The 13355-nt window shown below is 36.9% G+C and carries 14 protein-coding genes; 13 read left to right on the forward strand and 1 reads right to left on the reverse strand.

The features are described 5' to 3' along the window. Positions 1–495: 495 nt before the first annotated feature. From V7024_RS00900 to V7024_RS00950, 11 genes are all read left to right on the forward strand, one after another. Positions 496–1413, forward strand: coding sequence for a PstS family phosphate ABC transporter substrate-binding protein (locus V7024_RS00900; RefSeq protein ID WP_438824425.1), 918 nt, complete (start codon positions 496–498; stop codon positions 1411–1413). A gap of 27 nt (positions 1414–1440) precedes the next feature. After that, entirely contained in the window at positions 1441–2391 is a 951-nt protein-coding gene (pstC, locus tag V7024_RS00905) for a phosphate ABC transporter permease subunit PstC (protein WP_335514355.1), read from the forward strand. 1 nt (position 2392) lies between these two features. Then, positions 2393–3259, forward strand: a complete 867-nt coding sequence (gene pstA / locus V7024_RS00910) for a phosphate ABC transporter permease PstA (protein WP_335514359.1) — start codon at positions 2393–2395, stop codon at positions 3257–3259. 29 nt (positions 3260–3288) lie between these two features. Further along, the gene (pstB, locus tag V7024_RS00915; RefSeq protein WP_335514362.1) at positions 3289–4104 is read left to right on the forward strand and encodes a phosphate ABC transporter ATP-binding protein; all 816 of its coding nucleotides are present in this window, start codon (positions 3289–3291) and stop codon (positions 4102–4104) included. Positions 4105–4196: 92 nt separating this feature from the next. Then, positions 4197–4853, forward strand: coding sequence for a phosphate signaling complex protein PhoU (gene phoU, locus V7024_RS00920; protein ID WP_335514364.1), 657 nt, complete (start codon positions 4197–4199; stop codon positions 4851–4853). A gap of 279 nt (positions 4854–5132) precedes the next feature. Continuing rightward, positions 5133–6323 (forward strand): glycosyltransferase family 4 protein, encoded by a 1191-nt coding sequence (locus tag V7024_RS00925; protein ID WP_335514367.1) that lies wholly within the window; start codon positions 5133–5135, stop codon positions 6321–6323. Between the two features lie 6 nt (positions 6324–6329). After that, entirely contained in the window at positions 6330–8687 is a 2358-nt protein-coding gene (locus tag V7024_RS00930) for a sugar phosphate nucleotidyltransferase (protein WP_335514369.1), read from the forward strand. A 70-nt stretch (positions 8688–8757) separates the two neighbouring features. Next, positions 8758–8907: a 50S ribosomal protein L33 gene (gene rpmG, locus V7024_RS00935; RefSeq protein WP_012095458.1), complete on the forward strand. Its 150-nt coding sequence runs from the start codon at positions 8758–8760 to the stop codon at positions 8905–8907. A 51-nt stretch (positions 8908–8958) separates the two neighbouring features. Further along, a complete protein-coding gene (locus V7024_RS00940) occupies positions 8959–9528 on the forward strand; it encodes a 5-formyltetrahydrofolate cyclo-ligase (protein WP_335514372.1) in 570 nt (189 codons plus the stop codon). Positions 9529–9641: 113 nt separating this feature from the next. After that, the gene (locus V7024_RS00945) at positions 9642–9833 is read left to right on the forward strand and encodes a YqgQ family protein (protein ID WP_098914904.1); all 192 of its coding nucleotides are present in this window, start codon (positions 9642–9644) and stop codon (positions 9831–9833) included. A 168-nt stretch (positions 9834–10001) separates the two neighbouring features. Next, positions 10002–10979: an ROK family glucokinase gene (locus tag V7024_RS00950; protein WP_335514379.1), complete on the forward strand. Its 978-nt coding sequence runs from the start codon at positions 10002–10004 to the stop codon at positions 10977–10979. Positions 10980–11079: 100 nt separating this feature from the next. Here V7024_RS00950 and V7024_RS00955 read toward each other — a convergent pair whose 3' ends face one another. Beyond that, complete coding sequence (locus V7024_RS00955; RefSeq protein WP_020062636.1) at positions 11080–11253, reverse strand: DUF2759 domain-containing protein; 174 nt, start codon at positions 11251–11253, stop codon at positions 11080–11082. A gap of 276 nt (positions 11254–11529) precedes the next feature. Between V7024_RS00955 and V7024_RS00960 the strand changes: the two genes are divergently transcribed. Together V7024_RS00960 and V7024_RS00965 are read left to right on the forward strand one after the other, a co-directional pair. Then, a complete protein-coding gene (locus V7024_RS00960) occupies positions 11530–12159 on the forward strand; it encodes an MBL fold metallo-hydrolase (RefSeq protein WP_335514384.1) in 630 nt (209 codons plus the stop codon). An 11-nt stretch (positions 12160–12170) separates the two neighbouring features. After that, positions 12171–13286 (forward strand): class I SAM-dependent methyltransferase, encoded by a 1116-nt coding sequence (locus tag V7024_RS00965; protein WP_335514389.1) that lies wholly within the window; start codon positions 12171–12173, stop codon positions 13284–13286. Positions 13287–13355 lie beyond the last annotated feature (69 nt).

Genomic DNA, 13355 nt, shown 5'->3' on the forward strand with positions numbered 1-13355 from the left:
GGGAGCAGATAAATTTAGTTTGTTTTTGAGATAAATCTGCTATGCAAAACAAAAAGAGACTTGCACTCGTTGTCTCTCTTTGTTTTAACATTGCACGTGGCAAGAAAAGGCCCTGACCGCTTCTATGCACGGCCAGCCGCTCTCGCCCATCTAAAAAGAAAGCTTTTTTGTTTGTTATTAAATTGATATTCCTATAAATAAATCCATTTTATTTTTTCAACACACAAGTCGCTGCTATGCAAAACAAAAAGAGACTTGCACTCGTTTACTCTCTATGTTTTAGCATTGTACGAGGCAGGAAAAGGCCCTAACCGCTTCTATGTACGGCCAGCCGCTCCCGCCCATCTAAAAAGAAAAGGGTTTTTATGTCGTTTTTTCAATTTGTATAAAGATATTTACAAAACTTTTACAAACTATTAAAACCGCATTAATAGTTCAACATTATTCTTATATATGTACTCCTGTTCGCAGGAGGCTCCTAGGAGGAAATATTACGTGAAACGTAATAGAGCATACACCATGGTTTTTATCATATCACTGTTTTGTTTATCTGTTCATACGTTACCTGTTTCCGCCGTTAGTATGGTAGGAGAAGTACAAATTGATGGATCTTCTACAATTTTTCCGATTATGGAAGCAGTAGCAGAAGAGTATACGAAGCAGGAGCCTCATGTAAAGCTTTCCATTGGTATATCTGGAACGGGAGGCGGATTTCATCGTTTTGGAAAAGGAGAAGTGGATATAACGAATGCTTCTCGGCCAATGAAGAGAGAGGAAGAAAGGCTTGCTAAGAAGCACCATATTACGTATACGCCATTTCAAATTGCTTATGACGGTCTTACACTTATTGTGAATCGTGAGAATACGTGGACAGATAATCTTACAATAGAAGAACTACAAATGATGTGGAGTGAAAGTGAAACGCCGAAAAAATGGTCGCAAATTCATCCGAAATGGCCGCATGAAACGATACAATTTTACGCACCAGGCATAGATTCTGGTACGTACGATTATTTTCAAAGTGTAGTATTGCAACAAAAGCGGATTACAAGAACAGTTACATTATCCGAAGATGACAATGTTTTAATAAGAGGTGTTATGAGTAATAAACACGCAATTGCCTTTGTTGGATATGCTTATTATGCTGCGAATCGTGACAAAGTAAAGGCCGTAAAAATTAACGGTATTTCTCCGGCGAAAGAAACAATACAATCCGGGGCATATAAACCGTTATCTCGTCCGCTTTATGTATATGTAAATAACTCTTCTATTCGTGCGAAAAACAGTGTTTCAGGCTATGTATCTTTTATGATGAAGCATGCTGGAGAGCTTGTAGAAGAGATTGGATATGTGAAGTTGCCGCAATATAAATATAATGAACAGCTGCAAATGTTAACAGAAATGCAAAAATAATGTCAAGATGGAAAGGGGTTTTCATCTTTGGCTCGTAATAAAAAGAGTCATGTTACGATTTCTGTTCAACATTTGATTGAAAGAAATACAGGCAAGCGAAAGAAAGCACAGCGAATCAATCAAATGGTTCCTTTTGTATTACGAATAATCGCCAGTATCTCAATTGTTACAACGATGGGGATTATTGTAACTTTGGCAAATGAAACATTTATGTTTTTTGAAAGAGTATCAATCGTTTCCTTTTTTACAGAGAAAGAGTGGCTTCCTTTTTTTGGAAATCCTAAATTTGGTATTTTACCGCTTATATATGGAACGGTGCTTGTTACTGTTATTGCCATGATTGTTGCCGTTCCGATTGGATTAGGCTGTGCAGTGTTTTTAAGTGAATATGCTTCTAGTGCGGCAAGAAAGGTGTTAAAACCAGCATTAGAGCTATTGGCAGGGATACCGACAATTGTATACGGTTTTTTTGCTTTAACAGTTGTTACACCTATTTTGCAGCGCATCGTTCCAAATTTGCAGTTTTTTAACGCGCTTAGTCCAGGGTTTGTAATTGGCATTATGATGATTCCGACAATTGCATCTCTTAGTGAAGATGCGATGCGAGCTGTTTCTCATAAAGTGCGAGAGGGTTCTTTTGCGATTGGCGCCACCCGTTTTGAAACGACAAAGCATATTGTATTACCAACAGCTTTTACTGGCATTTTAGCAGCAATTGTGCTAGCTGCTTCAAGAGCAATTGGAGAAACGATGATTGTTGTCATTGCGGGCGGTTCAACGCCGAATTTATCGTTAAATCCGACACAGTCTATACAGACGCTAACAGCATATATTGTGCAAGTTAGCTTAGGAGATGCTCCTTATGGAACGATGCCCTATTACAGCATGTACGCTGTCGGAGCGACGCTTTTTATGTTTACGTTGATTATGAATATGGTTGCACAGCGTATTATGCGTCGTTTTAAGGGAGCGACATAATATGCGAATGTTAAATGAGCGAAACATAGAAGAACATATGCCTCCTCGCTTTCGAAAAGATCGTGTATTTAGAACTGTATTTCGCATCGCGATGTTATTTTCACTTTGTATATTAATTTTTTTACTACACCAAATTTTTCAGCAAGGAATAACATATATTTCATTTGATTTTTTAATCCGTTTTGCATCGCGAAATCCAGAGGAAGCTGGCATTGCAGCAGCTTTATCGGGAACAATTTTATTTATGAGTGTTGTCGCTCCTACTTCCTTTTTATTTGGAGTAGGAACAGCCCTTTATTTAGAATACTATGCAAAACAATCATGGTTTACAAAAATAATTGAGCTCAATATTCAAACGTTGGCAGGAGTGCCATCTGTTGTTTTTGGATTATTAGGATTAACAATGTTTGTATATGGCTTGCAGTTAGGCGAAAGCATATTGGCAGCCTCATTAACGATGAGCCTTCTCGTCTTGCCGACGGTTGTTGTTGCAGCGCAAGAAGCACTTCGCTCTGTACCGAAAGAGTTGTTAGAAGCTTCTTATGGAGTGGGGGCAACGAAGTGGCAAACGATGTACCATGTTGTGATTAGAGCAGCAATGCCAGGGATTTTAACAGGTTGTATTTTAGCATTATCCCGAGCGATTGGAGAAGCGGCCCCGCTACTTGTCATTGGGGCACTTGCTTTTGCAAACTATGTACCACTTGATGTAATGGATAGATTTACAGTTTTACCGATTCAAATCTTTAATTGGATGAATAGGCCGCAAGAGGAATTTCAACATGTAGCAGCAGCTGGAATTATTGTGTTACTCGTGCTGCTATTGCTTATCAATACTTTTGCAATTTGGCTGCGAAATCGTAAGTAAGAAGGACTGGATGAAAGGGGATCTTCAAAATGGTATCTACAGTAGTAAAAGTTCAGGTGAAAAATGAAGAAAAGGCAGAACCGCTAACAAAAAAGGTTGTATTTGACACGAAAAATTTAAACTTATGGTATGGGGAAGACCATGCATTAAAAGATATTAATTTAAGCATTCATGAAAATGAAGTGACAGCGATTATAGGACCAAGTGGATGCGGAAAATCTACGTATTTAAAAACATTAAATCGTATGGTTGAGCTCGTGCCAATCGTTCGGACAACAGGGGTAATTGAGTATCGCGATCGCAATATTTTTGATAAATCTTATCCTGTTGAAGAACTGCGTACGCATGTTGGAATGGTATTTCAGAAGCCAAACCCATTTCCAAAATCAATCTATGAAAATGTTGTGTATGGTCCGAAAATTCATGGTATTCGCGATAAGAAAACGTTGGATGAAATTGTTGAGAACAGTTTACGCGGTGCGGCAATTTGGGATGAATTGAAAGATAGATTACATGATAATGCATACGGACTATCCGGTGGACAGCAGCAACGTTTATGTATTGCGCGTTGCTTAGCAATTGAACCAGATGTTATTTTAATGGATGAACCAACATCAGCATTAGATCCAATTTCTACATTGAAAGTGGAAGAGTTAATTCAGGAGTTAAAGAAAGATTTTAGTATTGTGATTGTTACGCATAATATGCAACAAGCAGCTCGTATTTCTGATAAAACAGCTTTCTTCTTAAGCGGAGAAGTTGTGGAATATACAGATACAAATAAGTTATTTACAACGCCAACAGATAAACGTACAGAAGATTATATTACAGGGCGTTTCGGTTAAGAGTATTTGTTTGAGGAGGAATTTTCTCTCCTTGTTTATTTGAGGTTTTACCTTATACGGAAGTGTGTGGAACGAGTGAAGGAGGAAACAACATGGTACGCGAACAATTTCAATATGACTTACAATCATTACAGCAAAAAGTTATTGAACTAGGTGAATTAGCAAAACAGGCTCTTGAAATTGCAATGGAAGGATTGCGTACAAGAGATGTAGAGAAAGCGATTGAGGTAATCGATGGCGATTACCGTATGGATAATTTGGAAGAAGAAATTAATGATTTTGCCTTAATGCTCATTACGAAACAACAGCCAGTTGCTAGTGATTTACGAAGAATTTTTGTTTCGATTAAAACGGCAACAGATTTAGAACGTATTGCAGATCACGCGGTAAATATTGCTAAGTCAACCATTCGTCTTGGAGAAAAAGAGGTTCTAGTTTCATTACAAAGCCTTGAAAGTATGTTCAAAATTGCAATAGATATGTTGCAAAATGTGATTCAAGCTTATAGAGAAGAAAACTTAACATATGCGAAAAAGATTGCTGAGATGGATGATGAAGTTGATGAACTGTATGGAAAAGCAATTCGTGAATTTATTTCTTCCATTCCAAATAAGCCGGAGTCAATTGGGCAAATTACACAACTATCGTTTATTGCCCGTTATATTGAGCGAGTGGCAGATCACGGTACAAATATTGCAGAAAATGTTTTTTACCTTGTAAAAGGGAAGCATTATTTGCTAAATGAATAAAATGTATTATGAGAGGAATGCAAAAGCATTCCTCTTTTTTAGTCAAAATATGACGAAAAAGTATCATTGTTACTTTCTTGTTGCGGTGATAAGATGGATTATAATGGAATTATAAGAAAACGCTTACTTTTGGGTGGGATGGTCCCGCTCAAACGTCTTCTAAAAGGGAAAACAAACCATCCGTAAGAGCCCGATTGGTTCAACTAACCTTTCATGAAAAGAGCGTTCATGAAAGGAAGTTTCACTTTATTCTTCTATACGAAGAGAAAAGAGGGATGTATGGAGCCTTTGCGTATTTTAATGTTGGCATGGGAATATCCCCCGATGATGGTAGGTGGTCTTGGAAGGCATGTGTATGAATTATCACGGGCTCTTGCACGTAATGGACATGATGTGCATGTAGTAACGATACACGAGGAGAAATGTACAATATATGAAAAGGTACACGATGTACATGTACATCGTGTTGCAGTTGATTATCGTGAAAAGCATCATTTTTATGAGTGGATTGCTCAGTTAAATAAGTCTATGCTTGCTTATGCACAAGAACTATGTAAAGTTTACGCGTTTGATGTGATTCACGCTCATGATTGGCTTGTTGCTATTTGTGCGATGGATTTGCAAAAACAGCAACAGTTGTCTCTCGTCACAACAATTCATGCAACGGAACGTGGGCGGAATAGCGGGATTTATACATCATTGCAATGGAAAATACATATGCATGAAAAAGAACTAGTAAAAGAATCTAATGTTGTGATTGTTTGTAGTCAGTTTATGAAAGGTGAAGTTGTGCGGGATTTCGAAGTAAATAGTGAAGCTGTTATTGTACATCCTAATGGAATTGATCAATATTTTTTTCATGCGGTTACGCCTTCGCTAGACATCACAAATCATTATAATTTAGCGGATCGATTGGTTGTATTCTCAATTGGCCGTATTGTGAATGAGAAAGGCTTCTATACCATTATTGAAGCAGCACCGCATATTACCCAGCAGTACCCCCAGATTTTATTTATTATTGCAGGTCAAGGAACCATGTTAGAGCAGTATCGTGCAGCTGTACAGGGGATGGGACTGCAACATTCTATCCTTTTTCTCGGTCATATTACAGAAGAAGAGCAGCGAGCATTTCTTCAAAGGTGTGATGTATTATTAATTCCGAGCTTGTATGAACCTTTTGGGATTGTTGCGTTAGAAGGGATGCTCGCCAAGAGACCAGTTTTAGTTTCACGTGTGGGCGGCCTGCAAGAGATTATTGTGGATGGTGTGAATGGGTTTCAAATGCAACCAGGTTGTTCGCAAAGTTTGAGTGAGAAATTAATATGGGTTATAGAACAGCCAAAAATTGCTCAGCTCGTTGCAAATAAAGGATATGAAGATGCTCTTGTTCACTACAATTGGGGTGAAATTGCAAGAACAACCGCACAAACGTATGAAAAAGCAGTTCAACATCATAAATGTGGAGGTTGAATGCCGATGAAGGGGGTTATTTTAGCTGGAGGGAAAGGAGCACGTTTACGTCCGTTAACATGCAACCTTCCAAAACCCATGTTACCCCTACTACAAAAGCCAGTGATGGAATACAGTATTGAACTATTGAAACAGCACGGTATTCGTGAAATTGCTATTACTGTTCAATATATGAGTTCCGTTATTCAAAATTATTTTGGTGATGGTAGTAAATGGGGAGTGAAGCTATATTACTTTGAAGATACTCCCCCTCTTGGTACAGCGGGGAGTGTAAAGCAAGCAGAGAAGTTTCTAGATGAGCCATTTGTTGTAATTAGCGGAGATGCGCTAACAGATTTTCAGCTGTCGAAAGGAATTGATTTTCATAACAGTCATAATGGAATCGTTACGATGTTTGTTAAAGAAGTAGTTAATCCATCATCGTATGGATTAGTTGTTACCAATCAACACCACGAAATTATTAAATATATTGAAAAACCAAGTTGGAATGAAGTTATTTCCAATACAGTAAACACCGGTATTTATATTATGGACCCCGACATTTTTTCTTATATTACACCTCATACGTTTTTTGATTTTAGTCATCATGTATTTCCTTTATTAGAAAACAAAGAAGCAATGTATGGATATGTAGCAGATGGATATTGGCTTGATATTGGAACGTTTACACAATATCGCCAAGCTCAATTTGACTTGCTTACGAAGAAAGTTCATGTACCTATTCCATATACAGAAGTGTTGCCGATGGTATGGATTGGAGAAGATGTAACAATTGAAAAAGGAACAAAGATACACGGCCCTGCTTTTATTGGTGAGGGAACAACGGTTCAAACAGGAGCTACTATTGATCCGTATTCTATCATTGGTAACCATAGCGTAATTTCTGCATATACCCGTCTTCAAAAAAGTATTTTACTCGCTCATACGTATGTAGGAAGGCGATGTGAATTAATCGGAACTACAGTTGGAACCAGCACAATTATTGAAGATGGAGTTACTTTATTTGAAAAGAGTGTTGTGGCTGATCATTGTCGAATTGGTCAAAATGCAGTGATTAAGACGAAAGGGAAAGTATGGCCAGAGAAAGTGGTTGAGAGTAGTGCGATTATTGCTTCATCTGGAATTACAGAACATGAAAATATTTCGTATTTTTTGCAGAAAAGTCGTATATGCGGCAGAAGTAATTTAGATATTACGCCACAAGTTGTTGTAAAATTGGCGATGGCATATGGTTCTTTATTATTAGAAGGAGCCAGTTTGCTGATTGGCAGCAGTACACATGCAGAAGTGCAAATGTTTAAACATATTTTTCTGCATGCTGTTCATACAGTGGGCGTGCATACGATGGAATGCCAAGACATGAATGAATCTTGCTTCCGATATGCAACTGGGCAAACAGATGTCGTTGGTGGAGTGTTTTTTTATAAGGGCCAAGATGAGAAACTTATTATCCAATTTTATAATGAAGAAGGAATGGCATTAACATATAAACAGCAAAAAGAGATAGAAAATTTGTATATGGCAGAGTCATTTCGTTATGTCGGTAGTAAAAAAATTGGGAATAACGAAGTCATAGATGTTTGTTCAGAAACATATATTGAATCTGCTTTGCAATTTATAGATATACCTGTTATAAAAAGACAACATTTTCACCTGCTTATAAATAAGCCAGATGAATTATTTCAGCCTTTGCTATTATCTTTTTTACAGGAAATCGGCTGCACAGTAACGTGGGTATATGCCGAGGGGCAAAAAGAACATATTAAGTCATTAATGAAATCGAGCCGAGCAGATATGGCGATTATATTTCGAGAACAAGAAAATACATTTGAATTATATGATACTTACGGGAATATTTATAAAAATACAAATTGCGAAGAAATGGATATTCCAAATTTATTATTTGAAAAAGATGAGGATTTCTACCCATTATCATTAAAATTAGGAGAATGTTATCTTCTTTTTTATATGCACAATGAAAATAAGAAATTATTTCAAACGAGATGGCAGCAAGATATTTTATTTCGAGTTGGTAAATTATTGGAGTTAATCGTTCTTCAAGGGAAAACATTGCCGGAAATGTTAGAGCAATATCCACCACTATACTTATTATGTGATGAAGTAGTTTGTTCGTGGAATGAGAAAGGAAAAGTGTTAGGAATGCTGCTGCGGGACCGGGCACAGCTAGAGTTTGAAGTATTGGAAGGAATTAAATTTACACATGCAGAAGAAGAGTGGTCTTATGTTGTTTCAGATGTAAATCAACCAAAATTTCTCGTTTATTCTCATGCAAGAAATCCAGTCATAGCAAAGGAAAATATGAATACACTTATAGAAAAAATTAGACAATATCAAAAGGTGTAGAATTTTTGTTTTAAAAGTGGTATTATGGTATAGTCTGATTTAAGTTATTAGTGACTGGAGGGAAATAAGAATGCGTGTGAATATTACTCTAGCATGTACAGAATGCGGAGATCGTAACTATATCTCTAAGAAAAACAAACGTAACAACGCTGAGCGTCTTGAGCTTAAAAAATATTGCAAGCGTGACAAGAAGTCTACGTTACACCGCGAAACAAAGTAAGCAGTAGGGATATTTTCCTACTGTTTCTTTTGTATATAGGGGGAATTCCAAATGAAAGAAGAGAAAAAAAGATTACGAACAGAAATATTACAGCGTATGAATGCTTTATCAGAAGAACAGTATACGACTTTATCAGAAAAAATTGCAGATTCTCTATATAAACAACGAGAATGGATTGAGGCTAAAACAATTGGGATTACACTTTCTATGGAACGTGAAGTCAATACATATGCAATTATTGAAAAGGCATGGGAAGAGGGAAAAGCAATTGTTGTTCCAAAATGTAATCGTAAAACGAGAACAATGACATTCCGTCAAATTACAAGTTTTGAACAATTAGAAACCGTTTATATGAATTTACGAGAGCCGGTTCCGTCTATGACAGAAGAAGTATTAGCAGAGGAGATAGATTTGCTTCTCGTACCAGGTGTTGCCTTTACAAGAAAAGGCGAGCGTGTAGGGTATGGCGGGGGATATTACGATCGTTATCTTGTGAACTACAAAGGGAAAGCGCTATCATTAATCTTTGATTTTCAAATTGTTTCTCATATCCCAGTGGAACCATTTGATAAAACTGTACAGAAAATTATTACGGAAAAAGAAATGTTTTCTATTTTGTAACTTATATAGACAAATTAGAAATTGACGATTCTTTTTTATGTTGATTATAATAAATTATGTGAACGTTTTCTTATTATGTTTTTATAGTAAGTAGACATTTAGAGGGTGAAAAAATGAAATCTATTTATGATATTCAGCAATTATTAAAGCAATTTGGAACGATTATTTATACAGGAGATCGTGTTGCAGATTTACAATTAATGGGCGATGAGCTTCGTGAATTATATAAATCACAGCTTATTGAGCCGACAGAGTATCAGATGGCTTTATTTTTATTAAAGCAAGAAATTCAAAAAACGACATAAAAACAACTTTCATACAAAAGCAATCTGACTCGTGTCATACGAGAACAAAGAGAGAAACCGAGTGCAGATTACTTCAGTTATTTTTATGTTGAAAAATCGAAATGAATTTATACAGTAAAACTTCTATTAGCAAATAGCTGGAGAAATAGAGGAAAGAAGGAGAACAACATGGAAGAGAAATGGTTGGTTGGTGTTGATCTTGGTGGAACAACAATTAAATTAGCATTCATTAATATCTATGGTGAGTTTATACATAAATGGGAAATCCTAACGAATACAAGTGAACAAGGAAAACATATTACACTTGATATTGCGAAAGCAATTGATAAAAAGTTACAAGAACTAGGTGAGCTAAAAAGCAAGTTAGCTGGAATTGGGATGGGGGCTCCGGGTCCTGTTCATGTCGCTTCTGGACTAATTTATGAAGCAGTAAACTTAGGATGGAAAAACTATCCTCTTAAAGATTTATTAGAAGTAGAAACTGATTTGCCAGTTGTTGTTGATAATGATGCGAATATTGCAGCACTTGGAGAGATGTGGAAAGGTGCTGGAGAAGGTTCGAAAGATATCGTTTGTATGACGCTTGGAACAGGTGTTGGTGGCGGTGTTATCATAAACGGTGAGGTCGTCCATGGTGTAAGCGGAGCAGGCGGTGAAATTGGTCACATTACAGTTGTAACGGAAAATGGTTTTGCTTGTAACTGCGGAAAATCAGGATGCTTAGAAACTGTTTCTTCTGCAACTGGTATTGTACGGGTTGCAATGCAAAAAATGCAGGAAACAGATGAAGCTAGTGTACTACGTTTGCTGTTAGAACAAGAAGGGCATATTACATCTAAAGATGTATTTGAGGCACTTGCAAAAGGTGATGCATTAGCAAAAAAAGTAGTTGAAAAGGTTGCTTCGTATTTAGGATTAGCGGTAGCAAATTTAGCTAGTACATTAAATCCAGAGAAAATTGTAATTGGCGGTGGTGTATCAAAAGCAGGTGATGCATTGCTACAACCAATTCAACACTATTTTGAACAATATGCATTTTCACGCGCTGTTAAAAGTACAAAACTAGCAATTGCGACACTTGGTAATGATGCGGGAGTAATTGGTGGTGCGTGGCTTGTGAAAAAGTATATTTGTGAAGCAAAGTAAAATGAATGAGAAGATAAGCGGGAAAAGAAAAAGGAAGGGGCGCCCTTCCTTTTTTCATATGCTAGAAATCGTGATGTATGTAGAGATTGTAAACAATTGTTTAATGTGTTGGTGGATAGCCATTGTTTAGTACTGTCATGACTGTAAACCATCCAAAAACAAGTACAGTTGCAACGGAAAAACCTCCAGCAAGAAGGTTCTTGTCTCGCAACGTTTTAAGAGAAGAGTATACAGCTAACAGAGTAACTAACGCAAAAATAATAACAAGACCCATACATATCCCCTCTACTCTCTTATTTCGTTTGAGTTTTTGCAATATTTCCTCATTTTAATTGTACATGTTTTCAATAGGGTTGTCGAGGTTTCGTTTCTTATGGACAGAAAATGTTGTATCATAAAGTGAAGCTTCTATCGGTGGAGGGCTCATTCCTGGCCGATAGAAAGCTCTTATGAATCGAGTATATGGCTACCCCTTTATATCTCTTTACATTTTGAGGCAGGGGTTTTACAGCAGTACAAAAGTGAGTGTAATGACTGGAGGAGATTGAGAGTGAATTGGATTCAAATGCCGTTAGGGCTACTGCAAACAAATGCATATATTTTAAGTAATGATCAAAAAGAGTGTATTATTTTTGATCCAGGCAGTGAAGGAGAAAAACTTGTAAGTTACATAAAACAACAACAATTAAAGCCATTGGCTATTTTATTAACACATGCACATTTCGATCATATCGGTGCAGTAGATGATGTACGCACTGCGTTTCAAATTCCAGTGTATGTTCATCAAGAGGAAGCGGATTGGTTAGGAGATGCTACTGTTAACGGTTCACAAATTTTTATGATGAATCGTAGTATTACGGTAAAACCTGCGGATCATATCATTGAGGAAGAAGGAACATTGACAATTGGTTCGTTTACGTTTGATATATTTGAAACACCGGGACATTCACCAGGAAGTATTTCATACTATTGCAAAGAAGCAAACGCTGTATTCTCAGGTGATGTTTTATTTCAAATGAGCATTGGCCGCACTGATTTACCTGGAGGTAGCTTCCAAGAATTAATCATGAGTATTGAAGAAAAGTTATTTGTACTACCTGATAATACAACTGTGTTATGTGGGCATGGTCCAGAAACAACAATCGGTTTTGAAAAAGAAAATAATCCATTTCTACAATAAGGGGAACAGGGATGAAGCACGTTCTAAAACAAGCGATGGAAAAGGAAGAAGACCGGTCTATTTCTTATAGTACATATATGAGCTTTGCATTATATGATGTAACCAATGGTTATTATATGAAAGAACGTGAAAAAATTGGCAGACAAGGAGATTTCTTTACAAGTAGTAATGTGTCTTCTGTTTACGCAAAAACATTTGCTCATTTTTTAATTCGGCTTGTAAACGAAGGAGTTGTTGCACCACATATATGTGAAATTGGTGGTGGAACGGGGAAATTTGCATATGATGTATTGCAAGAGTGGCAAACGATATCACCGGATACGTTTGGAAACATGCAATATTCTCTTATAGAAGTGAGTCCATTTCATAGAAGGTTACAAAAGCAACAACTTCTTTCTTTTGCAAATGTTTCACAATATGCATCCTATCAGGAATTAGGCGCCTCTTTCAATGGAATTGTTTTTTCTAATGAGTTATTTGATGCGTTTCCTGTAGAAGTAATTGAGAAGCGAGAAGATATGCTATATGAAGTACGCGTAAAGTATAATAGTGGGGATGAACTTATCGAAGTATTGCGTCCGTTAGATAATGAGCACATTGTAAATTATCTGAAAAGACACCAAATACAGTTGTATGAAGGACAACGATTTGAAGTGCCGTTACAAATGAATGTTTATGTAAAGCAGCTCACAAGTTGGCTAGAAGAAGGCATACTTATAACAGTCGATTACGGCTATACAAATGAAGAATGGATGCACCCAGCTCGTCGTGAAGGGAGTTTACGAAGTTATTATGAGCATCAACTGATTCGTAATCCTCTTCAACGTCCAGGAGAGATGGATATAACAACTCATATTCATTGGGATGCATTGAAGGTTGCTTGCGAAGAACGAGGTATACAAACAGTATGGCATACGAAACAAAGAGAATTTTTGCTTGCTGCAGGAATTTTAGAACAACTTGTTAATCATGAAGATCGTAATCCGTTTTCTAGTAGTCAAAAGAAAAACCGTGCAATTCGTTCTATGATTTTACAAGGTGGAATGAGTGATGCTTTTGATGTTGTCATTCAGAAAAAGGGGTTGCCACATTTCAATTTAGACCATTACTTGCATATCTTTTCATAAAGTGAAACTTCCGTCAGTGGGGGGGCTTCATCCCCCACTGACGGAAAGCTCTCACCAATCGGGCTTTTA

The sequence above is a fragment of the Bacillus sp. JJ864 genome, assembly GCF_036963045.1.
Taxonomy (GTDB): domain Bacteria; phylum Bacillota; class Bacilli; order Bacillales; family Bacillaceae_G; genus Bacillus_A; species Bacillus_A pseudomycoides_C.

Excerpts from the sequence above, each read along its gene's own strand:
- pstA (WP_335514359.1), top strand. The coding sequence starts at position 2,393 with ATGCGAATGTTAAATGAGCGAAACATAGAAGAACATATGCCTCCTCGC.
- pstB (WP_335514362.1), top strand. The coding sequence starts at position 3,289 with ATGGTATCTACAGTAGTAAAAGTTCAGGTGAAAAATGAAGAAAAGGCA.
- phoU (WP_335514364.1), top strand. The coding sequence starts at position 4,197 with ATGGTACGCGAACAATTTCAATATGACTTACAATCATTACAGCAAAAA.
- V7024_RS00925 (WP_335514367.1), top strand. The coding sequence starts at position 5,133 with ATGGAGCCTTTGCGTATTTTAATGTTGGCATGGGAATATCCCCCGATG.
- V7024_RS00930 (WP_335514369.1), top strand. The coding sequence starts at position 6,330 with ATGAAGGGGGTTATTTTAGCTGGAGGGAAAGGAGCACGTTTACGTCCG.
- rpmG (WP_012095458.1), top strand. The coding sequence starts at position 8,758 with ATGCGTGTGAATATTACTCTAGCATGTACAGAATGCGGAGATCGTAAC.
- V7024_RS00940 (WP_335514372.1), top strand. The coding sequence starts at position 8,959 with ATGAAAGAAGAGAAAAAAAGATTACGAACAGAAATATTACAGCGTATG.
- V7024_RS00945 (WP_098914904.1), top strand. The coding sequence starts at position 9,642 with ATGAAATCTATTTATGATATTCAGCAATTATTAAAGCAATTTGGAACG.
- V7024_RS00950 (WP_335514379.1), top strand. The coding sequence starts at position 10,002 with ATGGAAGAGAAATGGTTGGTTGGTGTTGATCTTGGTGGAACAACAATT.
- V7024_RS00955 (WP_020062636.1), bottom strand. The coding sequence starts at position 11,253 with ATGGGTCTTGTTATTATTTTTGCGTTAGTTACTCTGTTAGCTGTATAC.
- V7024_RS00965 (WP_335514389.1), top strand. The coding sequence starts at position 12,171 with ATGAAGCACGTTCTAAAACAAGCGATGGAAAAGGAAGAAGACCGGTCT.